Consider the following 26063-nt stretch of genomic DNA (forward strand, 5'->3'; position numbering starts at 1 on the left):
GGCACTTGCCGCCATGCGATCAAGATACTGACTGAACCGTCATGCGCGCGCCGCTGGAAAAAGACATGCGGTCTTACAAAAGGGCGGCGAATGCCGCCCTTTTTTTCATGGTTCCCGTCTCTTGATCCGACCCCGGACCCGTTGTTGAACACCGACTTCGAGGCATTCACTCGGAGCGAGTGGTTGACACACGTCTCCTGGAGTTGTCGCCAACGGCGAACGGCAATCAGTGCACACATACCAAGGCGCGCGACCACCCTTGGCCAAGCTCAGGAAAAATCTGAAAAACGTTTTGGGCGTCATTCTTGGCGCCCCATATCCCTCATGACTGAGTTGAACCCGTGTTCAGGCAAAAAACGCCGGGATAGACGGAAAATCGGGCGCGAACGCCCGATTGACCTTATTTTCTTGCAAAATGGAAATTCCAAGCCCGCCGGTGGCCATTAATTGGTAGTTGGATCAATAACCAGGGAGAGAAAGCAAAAGTCTTCTCAAAGCTGAAAAAGCACCGATTCGAAGAATCGAAAAACTATTTCGATTCAAGTTGTTAGCAGTCCACCGCCTCCTGAAGGAAACCAATAGCGTGCGCAAGAAAGCAAAAGCGTGCGCAAATCTAATTTGATATCATTATCTATAAAATTCAATAATTTAGACTGAATATAAACTTCGCAACTCGGTAAGAAACCGAAAAATCTCCCATGACTGAAAGGCAGAATATCAAGAAATGCCATCAATGTTCAGCCGGGCCAACGAGCCCCTCGTATATGTTGTCGGAGTTGCAATGACCGCAACTACCCGTTTACGAGGTTCCGTATCTGTAATGATGCGCCTTGCTGGATTGAGCTACATCATTCATATGCGTAGCGAAATTTAGTGGGATACTCACATGTTAACTTTGTCATCCATTCTGGAGATCACAGATTTTGACGACTACAAGGTTCATGCGGCCCGTTGGAACGGTGAGCATCAGCCGCTTGATGTTCTCGCAGAGGATCCCGAGGGATGGATCGGATGGAATAGCTGGCGTAACGCCAAAAATGAATTCAACCGTGAATTTATTATCTCGCTGGCAGCGTTCTATCCTGAACGTGAGACATGGCTCTTTGGGGGGATCTTCCGGGTTATCAAGCGTAATGAGATCGGAGACAGGGGATATAAGATCGAACCAGTTGACAAAGGATCAGCATTGATTGGCCGCCTGAAATTGACAGGGGCGGTAAGCCGGGGGAGAAGCTTTTTGTTGTCAAACATCAACGAGAGGCTGACGGTCTCTGAGGTTTTAAAAGAGCCCTATGGCGGGCTTGCTTTCCCTGGCTACGGCGACGTCAGCCACGACTTTGCTCGCCTCGAAGCCATCTGGCATAATGAGAGAGCCGATTGGAAGACGGCTCTTCGCCATGTGAAAGGTGTTTACGTCATTGCGGACAAGGCGACTGGGAAGAAGTATGTTGGCTCAGCCTATGGAGAGACTGGCATATGGTCCCGTTGGGGCCAATACATGACAACCGGCCATGGCTGGAACCGTGATATGATCGGGCTCGTAGCAGATGCGGGTAAAGATTATGCACGCGCCAACTTTAGAATGACACTGCTTGAATCCTGGCCCTTCCAGACTGACGATGCAACAATCATTGCTCGGGAGGGGCATTGGAAAGAAGCGCTATTGACGCGGGGTGTTCATGGATACAACGCCAACTAGGTTTTGCTTGATAGCAATAATCATTTAGTGCTCTGCGATAGGGCATTGAAATTGACAGCCTGAACGTTCTCGACACTACTCGGCTAGTTTACTCAAGTTCAGTTCCGCGTTCAATTTGGATCGTAATAGATCGCATCAAGCATTGCGACCCGCCCTTCCCATAGCTCCCCTTCTGTTCCGGCTGGTTTTGGGTGGTTATACCATGGTGACACTCGTATGGGATCGATCACTTTCTCCCAGTAGTTTTCAAGCTTTAAAGTGCTTTTTGCACAGGCCAAAGCTCTCGCAACGCCGTCTTCATTGGGCTTGCTGATACAAATGAAGACATCTGGCCGCTTCATCGCAAGCAACCTTGTGGCCGTTGCCACCGCCCCCATTCTTTTAGAGTTCGAAAACGCCAATAAAAAATCCTTACAGAACTCTGTAAAGTGATGCTCTTCAACATGTCCGTGACGCGGAATATTGTCGAGAGCTGATACAAGATATCGATCACGCTCTGCTATCCGATTTGCAAAAGCCCCCGCACCTTTCATTGACCCAAACCATGCCCAATCATGTTGATTAAGACCGGATTCCTCCATTTGCCTTTCACCAATAACTCCCGCAATTGCCTTCCATTCATGAACTGACAGGTCGGAGAAAGAGGCTGATCGAGCAAACATCGCACGCACCTCCTGCAATAGTGAGAGGCGACCCTCAAACGAATGCTGCGGGTCATTTTCAACCAACCTTGCATACTCTTCCCACGTCATCGTAGCGATTGGCGATGAAAACTGTTCTGCTCGCTTGCCGTCCCCAGGAAGCGTCGGATTATCCGGTTTCTTTAGCTTTTGGGCAGCTTCAAATTGAAGCCGATACATTGATGCAAGTTCGTGAGAAACAGGCCTGGAAAATAGCTTATAATCATTCAGAGCCGCTTCAATCTCCCTGAAAACTTGGGCTTTTCGAGGGCCTTTGATGTGAACATTGGCTTCGACGTTCACCCCGAGGCCACCCGATGTGAAATTCGAACTCCCAATTATCGCTTCTGCTTCATCACCAGTTCTGAAGTAATAGAGCTTTGGATGGAAAGTCCCCTTAGCTACATCAGCGATAAATGCATTATTCACGCCAACGAGACGATCAATTAGATCCGGATCCGTATGGCAGAAGGCAACGCCGAAGGCGACGAAACGGAATTTATCAACGTGTTGGAGAAGACTTTCAGCAACCGGGCCATTTGAACCCCACGCTGCCGAGATATAAATTTCTTCGTATTTTTTGAATAGCTTGGGCAGGGATCTCTCCATCCCTTTTGCGTCCAAAAGTTTCACTGCCATTACTATCTCAAATTCTAATCGATTACGGGCATCCACATGTTAACTGGACCGGTGTGGAGACAAAAGAGCGTTCAAACATATATGAGAGTTGATACCGTTCATACTGTTTGATCTTAATCTTCAATGGATTTCAGGAACGGGTTGTCGCGTCGAAACATGGTTTCATAGCTGTCATGCGTGAACGGGGTCACGAAACGAGGCATCTGGGTTTTGTTGACCCAGGCATCAATGAAATGCTCGACATCAAGCCGCTCGGCCCCCTTCAACCGGGCGCTGGCGATCGCGTCAGATGTTATTTTGATAAGCAGACCCCAGCGGAATGCGGCAGCCGTTGCCAGCCTATTGTAGAAATCTTCCCCAGCCAGGTCGCCCGCGACTTCAACTTTGCCGTCAATCGCATAACTGCCAACGACCTCGTGGATAGTCTGAAAATCTTCAGGAAGGATAATGTCGCTAAAGTGGTGCGTCGTCATCAACCGAAAAAGCTGCGGTTCACTCTCGATGTATCCTGCAAGCTCCTCAACTCCCGTGAAAATCAGCATCAAAGGCCAATCTTGCGATTTGAGCAAAGTCTTGAAAGAGTCGAGAATTGCCAGGCTTTCCGCTTCCGACTTCTTACGAAAAATATGCTGCGCCTCATCGTAGTGGATGCCCACGTAGCCCTGCAATTTGGCCTGCAACGCAAACTTTTCCCAAATTCGATCCTGCGTATTTCTGGCTTTCTCGTCGATGTGATAACCGATCGCCTTTGCGCTCTTTTTGCCAAGCCCCTTCCATCCGGATTTGCCATCGAGAAGGCAACTGGCAATTTTGGCTGTCTCACCAGAAGGCAGTATGGCTTTATTATCGTTGAACTTTTCAACGAGATGCCCGACCTCTTTGCTTTTACCGGAACCGGATTCTCCAGTGACGAGAAGACCTTCAGTTTCAAAACGCCCACCACCTTCAAGATTTCCAAGATGACGGCTGAAAATCTGGGCCAATGACGTTTGGAGCTCTTGGCTGCGATTAAACTGGTAGTGCCGACCTGAAAAGCACTCGGCAGTCTCTCTGACCTCGGGAAGAATGAACGGATTCACAGTTTGCTCTCCTTGATTGGCTTGAATATCGGCGAGCTGGCAGCCGAAGACGGTTTCTCAGATTGAGGGCGCTTAATGGCAGTCGGCGGCCCGGTGACCTTGTGGACGGCAGGGTGCCCCCCACGGTCCATGATGCCACTTGGCGGAACCGTTGGCGCTGATGGCCCTGAAGGGACGAACTCCACCGCCAACAGAGCATCAGCTGCTTTTTGCAATGCTTCGACGCCCAAATAGCTATCCGGCACCAATGGTGACGAGAAGAAGCCCATCTCTTTCGCCCGCCGTTCTTTTGCCTTCCACAGATGATCTTCATAGAGCTGCCGCTTCACAGGATTCGCGGCAACCGCGGCAGTCATCAGCTCAATTGCCTCATTAAGAGTCAGATCATTGAGCGCCGTCATAGTCAGCCTTGCATGCAAAATCTTGTTACTGCCCTCGATGGTAATGGACACTTTCCGAAGATCATCAGGATCGAGATGGACCGTGACCTTCTTGTCAGCCGCCTTGTCGGCATATTGCTGCAATTGCGTAGAATTGTAGGGGAGATTGAAGATCTTTACCCCTTCTGAAGTAATAGAAACCGTCCGGCTCACACCAAGATGGATACGCCGATCTTCTTGGCCGGGCGGTTCAATAGGTCCATAAGTTTCGATGAGTTCTTCCATTTTTTGATATGGTGTTGCTCCAAACATGCCAGTCCCACGGCTTGCCGCGAAAGGGTATTCGTCCACGAAATAACGCGTGATGATGCCGAAAAGCTGTTCATGGGTCAGTTTGGCACTGCCTTTCGGATCATATCCCGGCAATTCACCAGGCTTGCTTCCAGCGTAGCCTGGTAGAAAGTTCAACACCTGCCATTGCAATGTCCCAAACTTGCTCTCAACATACGGCTTATCAGTCGCATGATAGGTGCGTCCATCGATTGCGGTCATACCGACGCCAAGCTGCCCCGCTCTGACTTTCCCATTACGTGTTGCCGTCCCGTTGTCTGCCGAACTGATCATCAATCCCACTGCAGGAGCAGGTTCACGTTCGCACCCATAACGAACCTTCTCACGAGTTTTATCCCGCGTTGCCATGCGAAACAGAGCCATGCTGTGGTCGGCATCGGCCGTTTCCGAAAGGACCCAACCGAGGGGCATGCCTGACGCAACATCACAAGTAAGGTTGAGCCACGACCTTTGGATTTCATCTGGATCAAGCTCATCAGCTTTCTTCGCAGCTTCCGAACGACTCATAGTCCGACAACTCAGCTGACCGGATTTATCAGTAAAGATCGACAACAAAACCTGATCAACCTCGGTTCTCTCCCCGAACATCAATGCTCGAATATCTGTTGATCCTGCTCCTTTAAGGTTTGGCCCTTGCCGTTTTCCCTCACGACCAAGCGTCTTGATGGTGGCAGAGACCGCTTTGAGGCGAGTGCGGATTGTTGTGATGGAGGGAAATTCAAATCCTTGCGCAATGCCCTCTACAGCCGGAAGAAATTGGGTTTTCGCCAACTCGAACAGCGGAGCCAGCTTCACTTTGGTCGCGTTTAGAAAGTGCTTTATCACATAGTCGATGAAACGCTCCTGGAACGTATTCAATTTCTTACGGGCATCCCCTTGCGGCCCTTTGAGATTTTCCCTGTGCATCAAAGCTACGGGGTTTTCACCATACTCACGGTAAAGCTTGAGGTATTTCTGCAGTGTCCTCCCACTGAGGATTTCAAAGCTTGCCTCGGTCTTTCCTGTGCGCCGGGCACTGAACAGCCCCTTTTCACCGCCGATTTCATCCCCCAGATCTTTCAGACGTTTTCTGATGTCAGCTCGACAAAGAAATCTCTGCGTAATCTTGTGCCCTTCCGCCTCCAGACGCTCGATTGCGAGAACCAGGATCAGGCGTTTCCTGACGTCAACCTGCTCCTTTACAGGGAGCTGGGCCATCCGCGTATATCCACCCGTAAAGTCGGAAAGCCGCTTCGCGGCTTCCAACTGAGACGGTGAGATAACTTCGCAATTTCCTGCACGGATTGCGTCATCAACCCGTTTATATGAGATCGTTATGCACTCGCCATCGTCGAGCCCCTCAACAACATACCCTTCCGGATCCTTGCCCGCGACCACCCAACGGCGGTCCTCGAGAATAAGGCGAGCTCCAGTAGACACCTTGTAGAGGGGCTTGTGTGTCATACGTTCAGCCACACCTGCGAATGAACATTGATGACGGCATGCCAGTTGGCACCGAGCACTCCACGAGAGATAAGCCTCATAGCAGATTGCCAAGCGGCTGCTGGTGCAAGATCACACCTTTCGATCAAATCCTGGAGAGACCAATAATTTGCATTCCGAGCAACGGCTTCAACGAGGGCATCGGATTCAGGATCCGGCCTCTGATACAAGTGCCAAGCCCGACGCAGATTGTCGCGATAGGCGCGCGTGAAATCATCACCGTTCACGGCAATGGCATCATCCGCAAAGTCGCACGGGATCCAGTTAAAGACGGCATTGATTTCGTCCTGAATCTCCCGTGTTCGCAATCGCGAACCGTTCTTCACGTAAATAGCTCTGCGAAAACCATCACGAAACGTCACTCGCAGATCGAAGAAGTGCTTTCTCGACTTTGTCTTTCCTTCGATCGAATATTCGATGGGAGGAAGTTGAACCTCAATACCATGAAGATCGGGAGACATCAGCGCGACAAGTGCGACTGCCAATTCCGCTTCACTCCCGAAATGATAGACTTTCCGCTGACCGTCCGTTGCCGGCGTCGCAAAGGTCATGGATACGCGATGAGCCGTATTGCTCCGCGTCAAAGGATTTAGTGCCCCGTCAAACGGCAGGACCCCATGAATGGGATCGACCACTAGCGCGGGCAATTTGGCTGTTCTACGCGGTGTTGGGTCGTGACCTTCAGGCAAAGACATAGCTATTCCAGTCCCGGAATCTAAATTCCCGGGGGTTGAGGTTTTCATCTGAGGCTGTGACTGCGCTTGCCAGGATCGTTTTCGACCTCTAAGCTGACAAGTGATATGAGGGCAGTCTTGGCCCCAACTTTCTGCGCGCGCCATCCATTGGTGCGCGCTTTTTCATTTGTATTTTGCTACCAACCTTCCTTTGGCGGTGGGTCTGCTTCAACCGAACGCACGCCGAGTTTCCACAGCATGAATACGGAGTCAATATTCATTTATTATCATGCACTTAGACAAAAAAACGGCCTTTCATTTTTTTCAAGTCGATGTCAGTTCTCCTGACCAGAAGAATTTCTTTTCAACGAAATGAAATCCATTTCAGAAATCGCCTATTCAGTCCTTTCACTGGTTGCGCGTCATCTAAAAACGCTCTTCGTTTGATGAGAGAATAAGGCACTACATCTGGTGTGCATAGCCCACCCCATCGCAAAGACGTGGACAAAGTGTATGCTTAGCTCAGCTACGGAACCGTAAACCGGATAATCGTAATTCAACCAGCCACCGCAGGTGATCATTGCTGTATGCAGTGACACCTGTTGGTATTTTCAATGCCTGAACGCAGACGGCGGACCGCAAAAAATTATATCCGCCTTCCTCGATATCAGCAAGAACCACCTTCCGTATTCGGCGCGCGGCCACATATTGAATGCCAAGTTTTTGAGCCAACGCATGTCCGGGCATGTGATATCTGAGAGAAATATCCACATGGTAGTGGATGAGTGATTCTGTAGCTTGAAACCAGTTCCCGAGCGGCAGGCGAGTTCGATGCAATGCGGTGCCTGATGTAGCTGAAAACTGATGCCGGCACTTTCGGCACTGGAAAAGAGACCGGGTTTCAATTTTGGTGATACTATCGCCCAAGCATCGAATACACGTCGGGCCATGGGGCCAGCGCACCTCAACAAGGCGCTTAATCCTCGCTGGCTCGTCAGGAAAATATTTTGCAACGCCTTCTTCCGGCAACGACAGGGCCATGGTCAGCCAGTGAAAGTGATCAAGCTCTTTTTGGCCAATGTTGCTCAATTCACTTCCTTCAGCTTAGCGACTTACGCGGCATCCTCGAATTTCAACGGTGGACCGGTCAAATCGGCCAAGGTGCTTCGAACAAACAATTTCACAAACTTCAATCGTGATGAAGCTGTTCTTCGTTTCCAAAGCTCATCGTAAAAAGATTTGGCGCGCACATGCTGTGATGGAGACGCTTCTCGCCTTCAGTTGCGACCGACTACCGGGTTCGACAATTCGTTCGTGATCAAACTCGAGGATGCGGCACATCCCCTCATCGTTGGCAGCTGAAGCACGATCATCGAAAGTTTGTTCGAGCCGATATCAGGCTGTGAATAAAAGCGCGGGGATATCTCTCGCACAAATTGGGCAAACACCTTGAGAAAGCTGATCATTTGCGATCATACTGGCCACAAAACAAAAGCACACGGCACCCGCTGCGGTGCCACCAAATTGTAAAGGCGCAGCATGGCGATCAAGAAAAGCGATATTTACCGATCCCTCTGGGACAGTTGTGACCAATTGCGAGGCGGCATGGATGCCTCGCTCTACAAGGATTACATCCTCACCTTGCTGTTCGTGAAATACGTCTCTGACCGGGCTGGTCAGGCAGACGCACTTATCGAGGTTCCGGAAGGCTGCTCCTTCGAAGACATCCGGAGCCTGCGCGGAACCAAGGAAATTGGCGAAGGCATCGACACCGCCATCGCCGGGATCGCCGAAGCCAACGACCTCAAGAACGTCATCGACCGCGCCTATTTCAACGATACCGAAAAATTCGGGCGCGGTGCCAAGATGATCACCACGCTCACCGCGCTGATCAACATTTTCAGCCGGGAAGAACTGAACTTCAGCCGCAATCGGGCGGATGGCGACGACATTCTGGGCGATGCCTATGAATACCTGATGCGAAACTTCGCGACGGAGTCAGGCAAGAGCAAAGGGCAGTTCTATACGCCGGCCGAGGTCTCGCGCATTGTTGCTGCTGTTGCGGGCGTCAACCGTGCCACCAGCCCGCAACAGACCGTATATGACCCCACCTGTGGTTCCGGCTCGCTACTGCTAAAAGCTGCGGACGCCGCCGATGTCAGCCTGACCATCTATGGGCAGGAAATGGACATCACCACGCGCGGCCTCGCCAAGATGAACATGATCATGCACGGGCGCGAGGATGCCGAGATCGCTCAGGGCGACGTCATCGGCGAACCGCAATTCAAGGCATCCGAAACCGAACTCCAGACCTTCGACTTCGTGGTCGCGAACCCGCCCTTCTCTGCCAAGGCTTGGGGTTCAGGCTTGACCGCCGATACCCGCTTTGGACGCTTTGATCTTGGCATGCCACCAGACAAGAACGGCGACTTTGCCTTCCTGCTCCATATCCTCGGCTCGATGAAGGCCACAGGCTCCGGCGCGGTCATTCTACCCCATGGGGTCCTTTTCAGGGGCAACAAGGAATCCGAGCTTCGTGAAAAGATCCTCAAGCGCGGTTACATCAAGGCGATCATCGGCCTGCCTGCGAACCTGTTCTACGGCACCGGCATCCCTGCCTCGATCATCGTGCTCGACAAATCCGGTGCCTGCGCCGATCGCCCGGTTTACATGATCGACGCCTCCCGTGGCTTCACCAAGGACGGCAACAAAAACCGCCTGCGCGAGCGCGACATCCACAAGATCACCGACGCCTACACCCGCGAGGCCGAGATCAAGGGATACTCCCGCCTCGTCCCCTATGCCGAGATCACGCGCAATGACTTCAACCTGAACATTCCGCGCTATATCGACGGCTCTGACCCCGAAGACCTTCAGGATATCGAGGCGCACCTGAAAGGCGGCGTGCCGAACCGCGACATCGACTTGCTGGCCGAGTTCTGGGACGTCATGCCGGGCGTGCGTGCCACCCTTTTTGGGCCAAACCCACGCGCAGGCTATTCTGATCCCCTGATCGAGCCGGAGGAGGTCCGCACCACCATCCGCAACCATTCCGAATTTGACGCCTTCAGAACCCAGGTCCAGACGATCCTCAACGGCTGGGCAGATCAGAACAAGCCGCTCATGGATGGCATCCAGATCGGCGACAAGCCGAAGGACCTGATCCATACCATCGCCGAGGATATGCTGACCCGCTTTGCCGAGGCCCCGCTGATTGACCAGTATGAGGCCTATCAGCGGCTCATGTCATACTGGGCGGACACCATGCAGGACGATGTGTTCATCATCGCCCATGAAGGCTGGGACGCGGCCAAGGAGCTGCGCGAGGCCCGCAAGGAGGTTGACGGCAAAAAGGTCAAATGGCTGGAAGAGGCCGACCTGACCGTGAACAAGGTGCGCCTTGTGGCCGATGTCATCCCGCCCGCGCTGATCGTCGCGCGGTTCTTTCCGGACATGCAACAGGCGCCGGACGATGCGCAGGCCAAGGCAGAGGAGCTGGGCCGCGAGATCGAGGAACTGGTCGAGGAACACGGGGTCGAGGGCGGGCTGCTTGCCGATGCGCTGACCGAGGCGGGCAAGCTGACCGCCGCATCGGCGAAGGCTCGGCAGAAATCCGGCGAGGCCGACGCCGAAGAGGACAAGTTGCTGAAACAGGTGGCCAAACTGATGACAGCAGAAACAGCGGCTAAGAAGGCGGTGAAGGAGGCCGAGGAGGCGCTGACCGAGGCCACGTTGAAGAAATATCCGGAATTGACCGAGGAAGAGATCCGCACGCTGGTTGTAGATGACAAATGGCTGACCGACATCGCCGAGCTGATCGAGGCCGAGATCGAGGCGCGGACGGAGAAGCTGACAGCCCGGGTGCGGGTGCTGACGGAGCGGTATGGGCATACGTTGCCGGAGATTGACGACCAGATAGAAGTTCTGGAAGCAAAGGTTTTAGAACACCTCGCCGCCATGGGCTTCGCCGCATGAACAAGTCCGAGCCTATCCAAGCTCAACCGCCCGCCTCCTTTTGCCCCGATGGCTGGCGGATCGTGCCTCTCTCATCTCTGTGCAAACTTCAGAGGGGGTTCGACCTGACGCAAGCTACGAGCGAGCCGGGAACTGTGCCGGTCTATTCGTCCTCTGGAGTGTCATACTTTACAAAAGATAGCAAAGTGCGCCCTCCGGCGATCGTGACAGGTCGGAAGGGCTTACTTGGGCAGGTCTATTTACCAAGTGAACCTTTTTGGCCTCATGACACCACACTTTGGGGCAACCAATTTGGAAGCAACTCGCCGCGTTTCGTTGCATATGCTCTGGGAGCTTTTGGGCTTGAGAAGCTGGATGCTGCCACTTCCGTCCCGACTTTGAATCGAAACAACCTCCACGCTCATGAAATTGCAATCCCGGAGCACGCCGAACAAGAAGCCATCGCCGAGGCGCTTTCGGATGCGGATGCGTTGATTGAGGGGCTGGAGCGGCTGATCGCCAAGAAACGGCTCATCAAGCAGGGCGCGATGCAGGACCTCTTGACCGCCAAGCGCCGCCTCCCGGGGTTCTCGGGGGAGTGGGGCGAGACGAGTCTTGGAAACTTTGGAACTACTTACGGCGGCCTTTCAGGCAAGTCCAAGCAAGACTTCGGGCATGGTGATGGCCGCTATGTCGAATTCTTGGATGTATTGACCAATGAAGTTGTTCCCAAGAGGGAATTCCCAAGGGTTTGCATCGCAAATACAGAACGGCAGAATCATGTTAGAAGGGGGGATCTACTCTTCAACGGATCATCTGAAACACCAGAAGAGGTCGGCTTGTGCGCCGAGGTTCCATTCGAGACGGACGATCTATATCTGAACAGTTTTTGCTTCGGTTTTCGACCATTGCCAGGCGCAAACTTTGTTCCGAGGTTTATGGCGCTTTTGATCCGGAGCGGAGTTGGGCGTAGCCGCATCAAACACTTGGCCCAAGGTGCAACACGTTACAATCTCTCTAAAAGGCGCCTTCTTGAGTTGCAACTGCCTATTCCACGTTTCGATGAGCAAGCAGAAATTGCCCTTGTCTCAGCCGACATGGACGCCGAAATCCAAGCCCTCGAAGCCCGCCTCGAAAAGGCACGGCAGGTGAAGGAGGGCATGATGCAGAACCTTTTGACCGGACGGATCAGGCTGGTCTGACGATATTTTAAGCGAATGAATTTCAAGAGATAGGGATAAGGGCCATGAGCAAGATCGGCGAGGCGGAACGCAAGGCGCAGAACAGGGTCATCGACCTGCTCAGCGCACACCAGACAGACGCGCCCGGCGGCCTCGGCTGGCGCTACCTCGGTGATTGGCAAAAGCGCGAGGGCAACGCCAATATCGAGGAGGATTTGCTGCGCCCCTGGCTCCTGTCGCGAGGCTACGCCCCCGAAATCGTCACCCAAGGCATCACCCTGCTGAAACGCGAGGCGCGGATGGAGGGCACCAAGCTCTACGAGGCCAACCAGAGCTTCTACGAGATGCTCCGCTACGGCGTGGCCGTCGCCCCCGGCCCGGGCGAGGCCCCCGTCACCGTCCGCTTCATCGATTGGTCTGACGCCGCCGCCAACGACATGGGCGTCGCCGAAGAGGTCGCCATCAAAGGCAAAGACGCCAAGGCCTGGAACAAACGCCCCGATCTGGTGCTCTACGTCAACGGCATCGCTCTGGGTGTGGTCGAGTTGAAGAAATCCACCGTGGGCGTCGGCGAAGGCATCCGCCAAACCCTCGACAACCAGCGGCCTGAGTTTATCCGGCACTTCTTTACCACAGTGCAGATCACCTTCGCCGGCAACGACAGTGAGGGCCTGCGCTATGCTCCGATCCTGACGCCACAGCCCTACTGGCTGGCCTGGAAGGAAGACAGCGATATCACCGGCCCGCTGGACCGTGATGTCACCCAGATGATGACCCCTGCGCGGTTCCTTGAGATCATCCACGACTTCACCCTGTTTGACGCAGGGATCAAAAAGATCACGCGGCCCAACCAATATTTCGCGGTGAAGGCGGCGCAAGACCGTGTGCGGGAAAAACAGGGCGGGATCATCTGGCAGACCCAAGGGTCCGGCAAAAGCCTGATCATGGTGATGCTAGCGCGCTGGATCAGGGAAACATTTCCGAATGGCCGCATCCTGATCGTCACCGACCGCAAGGAGCTGGACAGCCAGATTGAAGACGTATTCGGCAACACCGGCGACAAGGTGCGCCGCGCCCGCAGCGGCAACGACTTGATGGCCGCGTTGGCCGATCCAACCGACCGGATCATCTGCTCGCTCGTCCACAAATTCGGCAAGCGCGAAGAGGGCGAGATGGAGGGCCTGATCTCTGAAATCCAGAACGCCAATATCGGCGCACCTGTCGGCGAATTCTTTGTCTTCATCGATGAAGCGCACCGCACCCAGTCTGGTAAGCTCGCGAATGCAATGCGCAAAGTGCTGCCAGAGGCAATGTTTGTTGGCTTTACCGGCACGCCATTACTGAAGTCCGACAAAGGCACGTCGTTAGAGACATTTGGCCCCTATATCGGTAAGCCTTATCGCTTTGATGAGGCGGTCGAAGATGGCGTGGTATTGGATCTGCGCTATGAGGCGCGAGACATTGACCAGCGGATCAGCGCGCCGGGCAAGATCGACGCATGGTTCGAGGCGAAGACCAAAGGGTTGACCCCGAACGCCAAGGCGACCTTGAAGCAACGCTGGGGCACTTTGCAACGGGTGCTGTCAAGCCGCGACCGGCTGGAGCAAATCGCCAACGACATCATAATGGATATGGAGATGAAACCGCGTCTGCATTCTGGCATGGGCAACGCTATGTTGGTTGCGGGTTCAATCCCAGAGGCTTGCAAGTTCTTCGAAATCTTCAAGAAGTCCGGCTCTGTCTTGGCTGACAAATGCGCGATTGTAACCTCTTACAAACGCGCAGCACCTGAGATCACCGGCGAAGAGACCGGCATGGGCGAAACAGAAAAGCAGTATGTCCATCGCGTTTATACGGACCTCCTGGGCGAAACCTCAGAAGAAGATTACGAAGAGGAAGCGCTGCGGCTGTTCAAGAAAGAACCGGGGCGGATGAAGCTGTTGATTGTCGTCAGCCGCCTCCTGACTGGCTTTGATGCGCCGACGGCCACATACATCTACATCGACAAGCAGATGCGCGATCATGGTCTTTTCCAGGCAATCTGCCGCGTTAACCGTCTCGATGGTGATGACAAGGATTTCGGCTATATCGTCGACTATAAAGACCTGTTTCGGAACATCGAAAGTGCCGTCGAAGATTACACCTCCGAGGCATTCGATGCCTTCGACAAAGAGGACGTTGAAGGCTTGATCACTGATCGTGCCGATCAGGCAGATCAGGATCTACGTGTTGCCCGCGACGCTTGGTTGGGCCTTATGGATGGCGTAGAACAACCAAAGTCGGATGCAGAGATTTTCACATATTTTTCCAGTCCACAGGGCATCGACAACGATCCGGATGCAGAAGAAAAATCGCGACGCCGTCAGGCGCTCTACAGGATTTCCGGACGCTATGCCCGAGCATACGCCAACGTAGCCGCAGAACCCGAAGGCACCGGTTTCAACGATCTTGAGTTGGATGAATGTCGGCGTGAAGTGGAGCGTGCTATCGGGATCAGGGATGCGGTAAGATTACACAGCGGTGACGCCGTGGACATGAAGCTTTACGAGCCTGCCATGCGGCATTTGATCGATAGTTACATTCGGGCCGAAGACTCAGAAATCATATCCCACCTCGACGACATTAGCCTGATCGACCTGGTTGAAAGTAAAGGGGCCGCTGCAGAAGACGATCTGCCTCCGGCATCAAAACGCAAACGCGAGAATGTCGCTGAAGCGATCGAAAACAACGTCAGAAAACTGATTATCGAAGAAAGTCCGGTTAATCCTCGGTTTTACGAGAAGATGTCCGAACTGCTGACTGATCTTATCCGTCAACGGCGCGAAGATGCTATTGAATACGCTGAATATCTTGAGCGCATCGCTGCACTTGTAAAGGATGCCAAGGCTGGCCACGGCAGAGAATACCCCAAAACGGTGGATAGCGCAGGCAAAAAGGCACTGTATGATAATCTTGATGCCAACGAGGAGCTGGCGTTGAAAGTCGACTCCACCGTGCGCGAAACAGCCCCATTCGGCTGGCGAGGCAATGCAATGAAGGAAAGAAAGGTGCGACGCTGTTTGGAACCGATCCTGGATGACCCAGAAACGGTGGAGCAGATATTTGAAGTATTGAAGAACCAACATGAATACTGAGGTTTCACAGATCGGAGGTCTCGAAGTCGAGATCGTGCGCAAAACGATCAAAAATCTCCATATAGGCTGCTATCCCCCGTTGGGTCGAGTAAGGGTCGCTGCCCCTTACTCAATTAGTAACGACGCTATTCGGATCGCTGTCCTCAACAGGATGCCGTGGATCAGACGAAAGCAATCACAGTTCAAACAGCAAGAACGACAGACAGGGCGCCTATTTGTTTCAGGTGAAACGCATTTTTTGTTTGGCAGGTCGTTGCGATTGAATGTTCAAAGCTGGGACAAAAAAACTCACCGAATTTCACGTCACGGCGCCGAGCGATTGCTTATGCAAGTGCCCTGCGGCAGCAGCACGGATCAGATGCGGCGCTGGATGGAAGTTTGGATGAAGACTAAACTTCGAGCGTTTGCAACCCCGCGCATCTCATTTTGGGCCGCGCGCTTGGAAAGAAATCCTGAAAAGTGGGGTATTCGGCCGATGAAAACAAAGTGGGGCAGCTGCAATCCGGAGAAAAGAACTATTTGGCTGAATTCGGAACTCGCCAAGAAGCCCGAGCGAATGATTGACTACATCATTCTACACGAGATGGCGCATCTGATTTCGCCACGTCACGATACCAAATTTACAGGCGTCCTTGATCGTGAGTTACCTCGCTGGAAAGATATCCGGAACGAATTAAACGCGCTTCCCTTGCCTGCATGGCTTAATTGAAAGCCCAGAGTTACGAAGGGTGCTTGTAATACCGCTTCCGTGCGATTGCAAAATTGTAGATCATCATAAATCTTAACCCCAGGCCGAGGATGCAATGATTGAGTTTCAAGCGCCACCAATAGAACTGGTCACATCACATTCTCCGATGACTCGGGCCTATATGGTTGCAGCAACCTACATTTTTAAACACGGCGAAATCGGTCTAACCAAATCTGGCGCTTGGAACCGGCGTTTTATAGAGTGGGCCGTGACACACATAGATTTCCCTGGTTGGACAGGAGAAGAGCTCTATCGGGTCAATAAAGTCCTGAACGAATATGACGTAGCGCCGTTGGAATACCTGCATGCCTTGATGGACGGTCTGAAATGGGGCCGAAAATACCAAGGCACCTATCGGCTTACCAAAACAGGTAAGGGACTGGGGCAATCGCCGGATGCCGCCTTTCTTGCGGTCATCCCTGCTTTCCTCTTCCGATTTGACCACGCCGAAAGCATGCAAACCAAAGCGCCATTGGGCAATTGGGATATCTTCTTGAATATCATTAACCACGAAATTGGTGACGGCATCACTGCTGCACGCCTGGCTGGCATTCTTTACGGAGATGACAGTTTGGGCTGGAACAGCCCCGCCAGCGTCCTATCTGCCGCCGTCTTTCGCCCTCTTTGCTGGGCAGGACTGCTGCAATCCGAAGAAGGTCATGGCTTGTCAAAACGGGTCTATCACAAAACGCCGCTTTGGGATGCCGCGTTGCAATTAGACCCGATCCAAGGCGCGGATAACGTGGTGTCATTTCGACGCTGACGGCCCATAGCCGCCGTTCGATGGTCTACGGGTAAGCGTCCGCTTTTTCTGTCGATGAAGGGCGCGAAGGCAATCCACGGGGTTTGTGTATCTCCGGTGGACCTGCAAAAAACATCTCCACTATCCGACCTGGATATAGCATAAGGAGCCACCTGCGACTGGTCGCCTGATGCTTCGCGACGATCACGAAAAAATTTGGAGGGTGATCCTTGGGAAATGTCGGACAATTCTTCCAGCCACCGCTCTACTGGCAGGAATTCGAAGAGCTCTGCTCGGGTCTTCTGACAGAAGTTTATGACGTTCCCAATGCGCAGCAGGTTGGCCGCCCCGGTCAGGCACAATATGGCGTAGATGTTTTCGGCAAATCGCCCCGCTTTGGACGGATAGGTATCCAGTGTAAGCGTCTCTCCGACCTCGACAAAAACAATAACCCCTATCCGGGAGGTCCGATCACCCGCAAGTTCCTGCGCGACGCGGCTGACGAGGCTCTCGGCTTCAAACCTGATCTCGACATGTGGATCCTTGCGACAACCGCCCGCCGCGACATCAAGGTGCAGGGATGGGTTGAGGAAATCAACGAAGAGTGGGAGCAAGCGGGCCGGAATCGGGTCGCGATCGTTTGGACATGGGACGAGTGCATCTCGCATCTCAACAGCTATCCCGAACTCCAGTGCCGATACTATCGCGATGTGATCCAAGTGCGTGCGCCCAAGGATCTCGACGACATCATTCTGCGCACCATCGCTATGGCGTTTGCGCGGCCTGCCTTCGAGGTGCCGCTGCACTGTGAGACCTCCAGCGATTTCTTGAATGCTCTGAAGGACACGCAAAAGGCGCTGCGCACTGGAGAACTTGTCGATCGCGAAAGCCGGCAGGTAATTCGCAAAGCGATCGGGGGCTATCGCGAGCTGGACGATGCTTTTGTTAGAAAGGGCCTTGGCCAGATTGACGCGCATCTGAAGCTTCTACGCAAGCAGCTCGAACAAGGTCGCAAAGACGGCACGATCGCGAGCGTCGGCGACTTCCTTGATATCCGGCAGCCTGCCTTGGCGCGCTATCTAGACGAACTACGTCAACGCTGCCTCGACGACTTGAACTACATCCTTCGCCATGCTGGAATTCCCTCGGACTGAGCAAGGTGTCCGGCGGTCGAGAAGGTGATTGAATTAGTCCCCTTGGTGAAATTTCCGCGAACTGCGGTAATGGCTGCATCTCCTGTTTTCGACCGAGCACATTCTCGCTAATTTGCCCGCACATGCACAAAGATGCTCGGTGCGTTGCTTTGGTTGTTTACGCAAAGAAATTGTTGATGGAGTGACTGGTGGAAAAAGACGAAATGGAAGCACCGGACGATGCTGTGGCGTTGGATTCGACAATCGTCCAAGCGGAGGTCGGCCCCCCGGAAACACCCGACGTTTTCCTGGCAGGTGTGACCAAAACTCTAAACGCGTCGACTGATATGGACGCCGATCTTGCGAGCATTCTATCCGATCACCTACTGACCGTAACGCCACATGCCAATGCCGTGGCCAATGCGAAGGCCGCAATCGTCGCTTTAGCGGTGAAGCGCGCGGCTCCAGCTGAGGTGCAGACCGATGGCTGATCCAACGCTTCTCCACTCAATGACGCTGAAAGGCTTTCGTGCCTATCTTCAGCCCAAGACCTTTGATTTCAGCAAAAAGCCCAGCTTGGCAATTTTCGCGCCGAACGGTCTGGGCAAGTCGAGTGTTATTGACGCCCTCGAATATCTCTTCTCCGAACATGGCACGCTCGAACGGCTCGGGCAGCGCAACCGCGACAATCGGGCCGGACCGGCCGCGCTAATGCACAATGGCGCGCTCGAAGCGGGCATCGCGCCGACGGTCAAGTTTACGACAATCACCGGCAAGACGAAGACCGAGGGCAGTCGTGCCGCTGAAGGCCGTTCACGCCCGATCCACGCGGTCGCGACCGCAATGAAGGCCGGTTTCATCGTCCCGCCAATCATTCGCGGCTATACCCTGCGCAACTTCGTTGAAATTCATAGCCCTGAAGATCGCTACAGCGACGTGGCAAACTGGCTCCAGCTTTCACCGCTGGTAGAAGTTCAGAAAAACCTTCGCCTTCTACGCCGCGAAGTGAAAGCCGCTGCAGAGAGCACTACCGAACAGGATCGCATCGCCAAGCTGTTGCGGACTGAAACCGACCAGGCCGTTCAGGCGTGGGACGATGCAGCCGTCCTCGATTTTATCAACGTGAACGTCATTGCACCACTCGATCCGGAGGTGACGCTTGGAGCACTCGTTTCCGAAGACGAGGGCTATGCCGAGGTCGGCGAGCGTGTCGAAGCAGAGGAAAAACGAGTAGGGCTCGCAGGTCTGAAACAGATCCGTAATTCTGTCGTGGCGTTGTGGCAGAAAGCTATCCCTGAGGACGGAGGCGACGTGGAGCTCTCTGGCGCTATCGCTGCATTCGACAAGGCACTGGTCAAATGGGATGAAGCCAAGGTGACAGAGGCCGCCGAGCGCGATAAGGCGGCCGGCACCGTTTTCCGGTCGGTATGGAACGAAGCCGAGAAACTGTTTGCCGACGACGAAACCGCGCCCGACGCCTGCCCTGTATGCGCCACGGTAATCGACGCCACCGCTGCTGGTAGCGTGCCCGCGATCCGCGATCTGCTAAAAGACCATCTTCAGGACCTACGAAGCTACAATGACGCGAAGGCTGCGATGGACGATGCCGAGACCGCCGCCACCCAAACGCACCACCGAATTATCGCGCGCCTTCCCGCCATGATTGAGCACCTGCCCGACGATGATGGCGATGGGCCCAAAACCGCACTCATCGGCTATCAAGTCGGGATCGGCAAATGGCCAGATTCCGATGCGCCAGAATCCGCCACCGTTGTCGCCGACTTGGAGAGCCGTCTGTGCAACCTCGACCAGGAGATAGCGGACATCGAAGCAAAGCAGGGCGAGCATACCTGGGTGAATGCCAAGGCCCGTATCGACCGGCTGATGACGCTTCATAGAGATGTTGCTCTGGCAACGCGAACCGCTGAGGAACTGACCGCACTGCATGAAGCACTTGTCGCGCAGGCCACGGTCGTCTCTAACAAGATCCGCGAAAAGGTCCAGTCGCTGCTCGACACACTACTGGCGCCGATGAACGAGATCTACAAGGAAATTCAGGGCGACAGTGCCAAGCCGATCCGGCTGGAGCTACCCCCCGAGGACGACAGCAATCAGCAACGCATGCAGCTGGTGATCGATTTCGCCGAGAACCGTCCGAGCGTCGCCCCGGGCGGCTATTTGAGCGACTCGCAGATTCATTCGGTCGCGCTCGCGCTCCGCCTCGCGGCAATCAAGAAATTTAACGGTGCTGCACCAATGATCGCGTTGGACGATGTCGTAACATCCTATGATGCCGATCACCGCCGCGCGATCGGTGCAATGCTTGCGAAGATGTTCACCTACAGCCAGATCATCCTCGCCACCCATGACGAGCGTTTCTTCAATCACCTGAAGGACCAACTGGCAGCGAAGGACTGGCAATTCACTCGCATCATTGGACTGGACCCGGCATTCGGCCCACGCTTCGCCGATCACAAGGTCAGCGATGAGATGATTGCAGACCGTTGGGCCAAAGGAGAATCTGCCGCCAACGAGATGCGCCAGGCTGAGGAGGAATGGTTGCTGGGCATTGCGCGCGGGTTCGGAGTTAATGTCCGCATCCGACAACTCGAGAAGGCCTATTCCTATGAACGCTCCGAGCTGGCCTCGGCGATCGGTGGGTTCCTCCGCGACCTCAAGCTGACCCCCGCCGATGTGCCAGGGGTCAACAATCGCTTCATCACCAGTCTCATTAAGGGTGACATAGAGAATTTCGGAAGCCACTTTCAGGATGGACCATATGGCGACGGCTCGGTGGGCGACGAACAGACCAGGTGGGACGAGTTTAAGCGGTTCCGTGCGCAGTTCGAATGCGTCTGTGGACGAACAAAATACAAGCGTCCGTTCGGCCTGAGCAAACCGGTGTGTGCGCACGAAAAGTGCGAGACGCAGTTCGCCTTCGGGCCGCCCGAGGAACCCACAGTGGCCACCCTCGAAAGTGCTGCTGACCCAACTTCAGAAGCCTGAATCCGTCGCGAAGGGCCGACCGTGCCGACGTGAACACAGCGGCTCATTCGAGAGCCCTTGCCGGGCAACGGCGTAAAAAATGGCAACCTTGTCAGCTGCTCCAAAGCGGATTTCACACCAAACGCAGATTTGTCACTGCCCCAAACCGTTTGTTTGAGGACACCGCAGCGAACGGCTGCTCTCCGCCGATTCTGTGGAAAAACAGACGTTTGCGCGCGCAGAAATAGCCGTTCCAAATCGGGCGCGCGCGCCTTTCCTCTCAGGCTTTTCGCGTTTGCTGCGGTGCAGGAAGGATCTTGGTTAGTTTGCGTAGGTTTTGGGCGGTGGCGGCGAGGAGGAATTCGTCATTTGCGCCGCACGGCCCACGTAATCGCAGTCGTCCCAGCCCGAGAATGCGTTTGAGGTGGGCGAAGAGCATTTCGACCTTATTCCTGAGCTTCATTGCAATCTGGTATTCTGCGGTTTTGGCCAGATCCCTAGCGACCTGACGCGCATCTTCGTGCTCCTCGCGGGTGATCTTGCGCGCATCAGCGTTGGGGCAGCATTTTTGCTTGGACGGGCAGACCTGGCAGACTTCTTTCAAGGCGCGATAGCGTGCGGTGCCCTTGCCCGTCGCCCCCCGGTTTGGATCAGAGTAATTCCGGCGGAACTGCTTGAGCGCGTGACCCTCGGGGCAGATGTATTGATCGTTCTGCGCATCCCAGTCGAAATCTGCGCGTGTCCAGGTGCCGTCCTCTCGTCCGGCCTTGTCTATCACCGGGATGTAAGGATCGATCTTGCGATCCACGAGCCAGCCGAGCATCGGGCCGGAGCCGTAGGCGGTATCGGCAATCATCCAGTCAGGGACCAGATCGAACTTGTCTTTCACCCGTGTCAGCATGGTCTTCGTCGATCCAACCTCGGCTTGCCGGATCGAACGGGTGCCTTCGACGTCCAAAATAACACCGTGATCCGTGTCGATCAGGTAATTGTCGGAATAGCTAAAGAAAGCAGGCCCTTTGCGGGCCGCAGTCCACTGGCTGGCCGGATCGGAATGCGAGGTGAACTTGGGCTGGACATCGCTGGCAGCGCCAAATGCGGCATCGTCGAGCGTGTCGAGATACTCGCGGACCGCGCGCCCCGCGTCTGCCGGATCGATGGTCGACGCATCCCATTCTTCCTTCGGGGTTGAGTTCTGCTTGTTCGCATCCGCTTCGATCAGGCTGGCGTCCACTGCCATGCGCTGCCCGCTGGCAAGTCCTTCTTCGATGCAACGTGCAACTGTCGTCTCGAACAGATGGCGCAGCAGCTCGCTCTCGCGGAAACGGCCATGGCGGTTCTTTGAGAAGGTCGAATGGTCTGGAATGCGATCGTTCAGATCGAGACGGCAGAACCAGCGATAAGCCAGGTTCAAATGCACTTCCTCACAGAGCCGTCGTTCCGACCGGATGCCGAAACAGTATCCGACCAGCAGCATCCGGATCAGCAGCTCGGGATCGATGGAGGGACGGCCGGTGTGGCTGTAGAAATCCGCCAAATGGGCACGGATGCTGCTCAGGTCGACAAACCGGTCGATCGATCGCAGCAGGTGGTCTTGCGGGACATGATCCTCAAGCGAGAACTCGTAGAAAAGTGCTGCCTGTGCTTCCTGTCTCGGCCCCATCATCGTCAAACCCTCCCGCCCGTCAGAAGAATTGAATCAGCAACTTACGCTTCGATCAAGCACGAGTTTTTCAACAAAATACGCCCGACAGCACATCAAGCGATAAATCGGAAAGACGAGGATAGTAGCCGAAGCGGACATCGCTTTGCCACAAAGCGCTCTGTAGGGCGTGGATGCTATAAATGAACGATGCCGCATGGCCGATCCACCCATACTGCCACTCAATAGCTGCAATCAACGCTCTAACAGGATATCAAGCCAAGTTATAACGTTCACTATATGCAACGCAAAAATGCCTTGGAACATCAATTGACTAATCGCTTACCACTTACGGTTTCGTTGGGATCACGCGAGACCGGTTTCTCCTTGATGTCTCGTCTGGCGGCACGGAACGGTATTGAAGTGGTCGAATTCGGACGGGACATGGGGCTGCCTTTCAAGACAGTTATAGATGGTGATCACGCGACATTGCAGAAGCTGTCGGATTTATCAGGCAGCAACGTCAATGATATCCGGGCTTGGTCGCCACACTACGTTGCTTCCAGAAGTTACCTTTTTCGAGGCGAGGCGTATCATGCGCGGGGGATCCGCGCCACAATCGTGCGGGGATGCCCGGCTTGCCTGCGAGAAGACGCTGCAGCATCCGATTTGCCCCCCCATCTCTCCATGTCGATCAAAGGGAACTGGCAGCCCAGGCATTCGACATACTGCCACCTGCATGGGCTGCCGCTAATCGATCTTTGGAAAGAGTCAAATCTGACACGCCGTTTTGACACATCTGAACGCTTCAAAGAAATAGCCCCCGCAATCTTGTCCGGCGAAATGGATGGAGAAGTCCGGGAACCCACGGATTTTGATGAATACCTGGATCGCCGTCTATTGGATAGGCCCGGCACGGGCTGGCTCGATCAACATTCACTCTACGCAGCTTGCGTCTTTTGCGACCTGTTGGGGCGGGCACTGGTTCGTCTGGAGTTTTCTACGTCTATGGTCGGACAAGGATCACAATGGGCACTTTACCAAATGGGCTATGAGGTTGCGCACAAGGGCGAAGCCGCGATCCTTGAGGCGTTGAACCAACTCAAATATGAGATTGGAGAACCTTGGGAAGGGCCCAAGAAGAAATACGGAGTGCTCTATGATCGCCTCTCATATGACCTGACAGGGGACGACTACGCACCGTTCCGAGCGCTTTTGCGGGATCATATCTTGGAAACCTGGCCACTCGGGCCCACAGACGAGTTGCTGGGCGAACCCGTGCTGAAGAGGCGCAAGCATTCTGTCATCACAGCAGCCCATGAGGTGGGCATGGATCCACGTCGATTGCGCAAGCTATTGGCTGAGGCGGAAATAATAGGCAGCGAAGGTGATGACCGTTGGGATGTATTCGACGTTGATGCCGCCGCCCCATTTCTCAACGGTCTCAACCGGCAAGTCAGCGCGTTAGAACTACAAAGCGCGCTAAACCTGTCACGCTCGCAATTTGAACTCCTTCGCAAAGATGGTTATTTCCCACCTTCGCTTTCAGGCGTTGGGCACAAGCCATTGTGGGATGTTGCGCAAGCGCGCGCCTTCATCAACGATCTCCTGCAAGGAGCTGAAACGGTGCTGATACCCCGGCAGCAATGGGTCGATTTGGCAAAAGCCAGTCAGCGACTGAAGATCCGACCAGGACGAATCATTCAGATGATTACCGAGGGTCGACTTACCGGTATTGGTAAGCTGCATAGTCAAAACGATTACGCGGGCATTCTCGTTCATTTTGAAGAGTTGAAAAGCCTTCTGAAAGTGCCTGATGCACCGGGGATGACCATTGAGGCGTTCGCTCGTTCTGTTGGCCTCAAGCCACCGCAAGCCGGGCGCCTGATCAAAAACGGGCATACACCGGCTACTATGGCGCAGAACCCGAAAACCCGCGCTCAGCAATATTATATGCAAGAGAAAGACATTGTTGCTTTCAAAGGAAACTTCGTCACGCTTCGAGAACTGGCGATATTGCGAGGCCAAAGTTGGCAATCCTTGCGTGCCGCGCTCCGCGAATACGATGTTGTTCCTTTCAGCCCTGATGGCTTGGATTACGGACTTCTGTATCAATGGGTGGTCTTGGAGGAGAATGACATCGCACACCGTCCTCGACCACTTTGATCGCCGGTCATGCGGCTGGCATACAAGGCATGGCCGGACCCAGGTGTGGATCCAGCGGGTTCTTAATGACCAAATGGCGCAGTCGATACCTGCAGCGCATCCACAAGTTTGCGGATCTGGCGCAGACTGATCCCACGTGGGGTCTCTGTCATCCGCGTGATGAAGGCGCGGCATTGATCCAATTCGGCTTGATCGCAACAATGGGTCGTCAACCGGTCGAAATGATCGACAGCATCTTCCCCCTTCAAGCCTTCCAAGTGAAAGACCCGGGCCCGATCGCGCAACGGTGCAGGAATGAGATCAGCGTCATTTGCCGTCATGATCCAGATCACTCGGGACATATCGAAAGACAACCGATGGAACGGGCATTCAAAACTCGGTGCCGTCCCTGCGTCGAGCAATGGCAACAATGCCGTGGTCAGGCTCGTTGACCGTCCACTTTCGCTCCGCATCTCTCCGGCTTTATCAACTTCATCAACTACCATTACCGGATTTGCGACATGCGAGGACAAGATCGTCTCGACAGGAATACCCGCCTGAGCCGTGCTCCAACCTTTCTCCGTTCCTGTGATCCGGAACCCGGCGCTGCCGCCGCCCACATCGATCAAACGCGAAGGCGTTCCAGCACGTTCTGCCAAGCGCCGGGCAAAATGCGACTTCCCGATGCCAGGCGGCCCCGCAAGGATCACGGGTGGCAGGGCAAGCCCGCACCCGCCTTTCTCGATATGTGCAAGCAACTGATTCATCACCCATGCGGAAACATCCCGCATCCAAGGGCTCTCGGCATGAAGGTCGGCCGCGAATTGATATACTTCGTCCTCGCATGACGGCCCATTGAGCATTGCGCCAGCACGGGCCAAGGCCGTAACTTGAGCTCGGGCTTCTTTTGACAGGGCACTCATGCCAACCTGACGCAAGCGACGGGCATGGGCATCGGCCGCAAGGTCTTTTGCCTTCTTCTCCTGACGGTAGCCAAGCTCTTGAACACGGCCCCCAAGCATGAGGCTCTCCTTCATACGGATCCAAGCGCGGATGAAATCCTGCTCCATATCCGCAAGGTGTGGCGTAACGAGATCGGGTGACACAACGGCAAAGCGGTTGGTTTGATGCTTATCCATGACCAGCTCCCACACGATACCGATGAGCGCGGCGCGATGCGGTTCCGATACAGATGATCTTGTTGGTGGCCGAAAATTTGCGTTGGTTGGGCATGGTTTGTCTCCTCTGGTTGAAAAACCGGGAGGGCCACGGGCAAATGCCCGGCCATGATGGCGTCAGTGCTGTTGGAAAAATGACAGAAGTGACCGGCCCCCGGGGTGGGGTTCAAATGGCGCGTATTGCGCCCTGAATATGCCGAATACTGTAAGTCATGATGGACACCGGATAGGCCACAT

Annotated in this window: 17 protein-coding genes; 10 read left to right on the top strand and 7 right to left on the bottom strand. The window is 54.3% G+C overall.

Annotated features, from left to right (window positions below; translation table 11 throughout):
• Positions 1-886: 886 nt before the first annotated feature.
• Positions 887-1699, top strand: a complete 813-nt coding sequence (locus tag O3306_RS02495) for a GIY-YIG nuclease family protein (RefSeq protein ID WP_272002851.1) — start codon at positions 887-889, stop codon at positions 1697-1699.
• A 110-nt stretch (positions 1700-1809) separates the two neighbouring features.
• On the opposite strand, the gene O3306_RS02500 is transcribed toward O3306_RS02495, so the two are convergent.
• The 5 genes from O3306_RS02500 to O3306_RS02520 all read right to left on the bottom strand — a co-directional run bounded on the left by O3306_RS02500 (position 1810) and on the right by O3306_RS02520 (position 8073).
• Complete coding sequence (locus O3306_RS02500; protein ID WP_272002853.1) at positions 1810-3018, bottom strand: phospholipase D family protein; 1209 nt, start codon at positions 3016-3018, stop codon at positions 1810-1812.
• Positions 3019-3131: 113 nt separating this feature from the next.
• Entirely contained in the window at positions 3132-4097 is a 966-nt protein-coding gene (locus O3306_RS02505; protein ID WP_272002858.1) for an AAA family ATPase, read from the bottom strand.
• Positions 4094-6205 (bottom strand): Mu transposase C-terminal domain-containing protein, encoded by a 2112-nt coding sequence (locus O3306_RS02510; protein ID WP_272002859.1) that lies wholly within the window; start codon positions 6203-6205, stop codon positions 4094-4096. Before O3306_RS02510 ends, O3306_RS02505 begins: the two co-directional genes overlap by 4 nt.
• A 62-nt stretch (positions 6206-6267) precedes the next feature.
• Positions 6268-6861: a hypothetical protein gene (locus tag O3306_RS02515; protein ID WP_272002862.1), complete on the bottom strand. Its 594-nt coding sequence runs from the start codon at positions 6859-6861 to the stop codon at positions 6268-6270.
• Positions 6862-7506: 645 nt separating this feature from the next.
• Positions 7507-8073 carry a transposase gene (locus O3306_RS02520; protein ID WP_272002864.1) on the bottom strand — a complete coding sequence of 189 codons (567 nt, stop codon included), beginning with the start codon at positions 8071-8073 and terminating at the stop codon, positions 7507-7509.
• A gap of 450 nt (positions 8074-8523) precedes the next feature.
• On the opposite strand from O3306_RS02520, the gene O3306_RS02525 reads away from it, so the two are divergent.
• From O3306_RS02525 to O3306_RS02560, 8 genes are all read left to right on the top strand, one after another.
• On the top strand, positions 8524-10959 hold the full coding sequence (locus O3306_RS02525) for a type I restriction-modification system subunit M (protein WP_272002866.1): 2436 nt from the start codon (positions 8524-8526) through the stop codon (positions 10957-10959).
• Positions 10956-12140 (top strand): restriction endonuclease subunit S, encoded by a 1185-nt coding sequence (locus tag O3306_RS02530; RefSeq protein WP_272002868.1) that lies wholly within the window; start codon positions 10956-10958, stop codon positions 12138-12140. The genes O3306_RS02525 and O3306_RS02530 overlap by 4 nt, the downstream gene beginning before the upstream one ends.
• A gap of 44 nt (positions 12141-12184) precedes the next feature.
• Positions 12185-15253 carry a type I restriction endonuclease subunit R gene (locus tag O3306_RS02535; protein ID WP_272002871.1) on the top strand — a complete coding sequence of 1023 codons (3069 nt, stop codon included), beginning with the start codon at positions 12185-12187 and terminating at the stop codon, positions 15251-15253.
• Entirely contained in the window at positions 15243-15962 is a 720-nt protein-coding gene (locus O3306_RS02540; RefSeq protein ID WP_272002873.1) for a M48 family metallopeptidase, read from the top strand. The genes O3306_RS02535 and O3306_RS02540 overlap by 11 nt, the downstream gene beginning before the upstream one ends.
• A gap of 94 nt (positions 15963-16056) precedes the next feature.
• Positions 16057-16764, top strand: a complete 708-nt coding sequence (locus O3306_RS02545; protein WP_272002876.1) for a hypothetical protein — start codon at positions 16057-16059, stop codon at positions 16762-16764.
• Between the two features lie 209 nt (positions 16765-16973).
• A complete protein-coding gene (locus O3306_RS02550; RefSeq protein WP_272002879.1) occupies positions 16974-17897 on the top strand; it encodes a hypothetical protein in 924 nt (307 codons plus the stop codon).
• Positions 17898-18085: 188 nt separating this feature from the next.
• A complete protein-coding gene (locus O3306_RS02555) occupies positions 18086-18367 on the top strand; it encodes a hypothetical protein (protein ID WP_272002881.1) in 282 nt (93 codons plus the stop codon).
• On the top strand, positions 18360-20882 hold the full coding sequence (locus O3306_RS02560) for an AAA family ATPase (RefSeq protein WP_272002884.1): 2523 nt from the start codon (positions 18360-18362) through the stop codon (positions 20880-20882). The genes O3306_RS02555 and O3306_RS02560 overlap by 8 nt, the downstream gene beginning before the upstream one ends.
• A 259-nt stretch (positions 20883-21141) precedes the next feature.
• Here the strand turns inward: O3306_RS02560 and O3306_RS02565 are convergent, their stop codons facing one another.
• Positions 21142-22527 (bottom strand): IS1182 family transposase, encoded by a 1386-nt coding sequence (locus O3306_RS02565; RefSeq protein ID WP_272002887.1) that lies wholly within the window; start codon positions 22525-22527, stop codon positions 21142-21144.
• Between the two features lie 276 nt (positions 22528-22803).
• Between O3306_RS02565 and O3306_RS02570 the strand changes: the two genes are divergently transcribed.
• The gene (locus O3306_RS02570) at positions 22804-24669 is read left to right on the top strand and encodes a TniQ family protein (RefSeq protein WP_272002889.1); all 1866 of its coding nucleotides are present in this window, start codon (positions 22804-22806) and stop codon (positions 24667-24669) included.
• Between the two features lie 62 nt (positions 24670-24731).
• Here the strand turns inward: O3306_RS02570 and O3306_RS02575 are convergent, their stop codons facing one another.
• Positions 24732-25787: an AAA family ATPase gene (locus O3306_RS02575; RefSeq protein ID WP_272002892.1), complete on the bottom strand. Its 1056-nt coding sequence runs from the start codon at positions 25785-25787 to the stop codon at positions 24732-24734.
• Positions 25788-26063: the final 276 nt, after the last annotated feature.

This window comes from Roseovarius sp. ZX-A-9, from assembly GCF_028369135.1.
Taxonomy (GTDB): Bacteria; Pseudomonadota; Alphaproteobacteria; order Rhodobacterales; family Rhodobacteraceae; genus Roseovarius.

Bases quoted from the DNA above. Each gene is read 5' to 3' on its own strand.
- O3306_RS02570 (WP_272002889.1), top strand. From the start codon at position 22,804: ATGCAACGCAAAAATGCCTTGGAACATCAATTGACTAATCGCTTACCA.
- O3306_RS02545 (WP_272002876.1), top strand. From the start codon at position 16,057: ATGATTGAGTTTCAAGCGCCACCAATAGAACTGGTCACATCACATTCT.
- O3306_RS02565 (WP_272002887.1), bottom strand. From the start codon at position 22,527: ATGATGGGGCCGAGACAGGAAGCACAGGCAGCACTTTTCTACGAGTTC.
- O3306_RS02560 (WP_272002884.1), top strand. From the start codon at position 18,360: ATGGCTGATCCAACGCTTCTCCACTCAATGACGCTGAAAGGCTTTCGT.
- O3306_RS02495 (WP_272002851.1), top strand. From the start codon at position 887: ATGTTAACTTTGTCATCCATTCTGGAGATCACAGATTTTGACGACTAC.
- O3306_RS02535 (WP_272002871.1), top strand. From the start codon at position 12,185: ATGAGCAAGATCGGCGAGGCGGAACGCAAGGCGCAGAACAGGGTCATC.
- O3306_RS02575 (WP_272002892.1), bottom strand. From the start codon at position 25,787: ATGGATAAGCATCAAACCAACCGCTTTGCCGTTGTGTCACCCGATCTC.
- O3306_RS02525 (WP_272002866.1), top strand. From the start codon at position 8,524: ATGGCGATCAAGAAAAGCGATATTTACCGATCCCTCTGGGACAGTTGT.
- O3306_RS02500 (WP_272002853.1), bottom strand. From the start codon at position 3,018: ATGGCAGTGAAACTTTTGGACGCAAAAGGGATGGAGAGATCCCTGCCC.
- O3306_RS02530 (WP_272002868.1), top strand. From the start codon at position 10,956: ATGAACAAGTCCGAGCCTATCCAAGCTCAACCGCCCGCCTCCTTTTGC.
- O3306_RS02515 (WP_272002862.1), bottom strand. From the start codon at position 6,861: ATGACCTTTGCGACGCCGGCAACGGACGGTCAGCGGAAAGTCTATCAT.
- O3306_RS02540 (WP_272002873.1), top strand. From the start codon at position 15,243: ATGAATACTGAGGTTTCACAGATCGGAGGTCTCGAAGTCGAGATCGTG.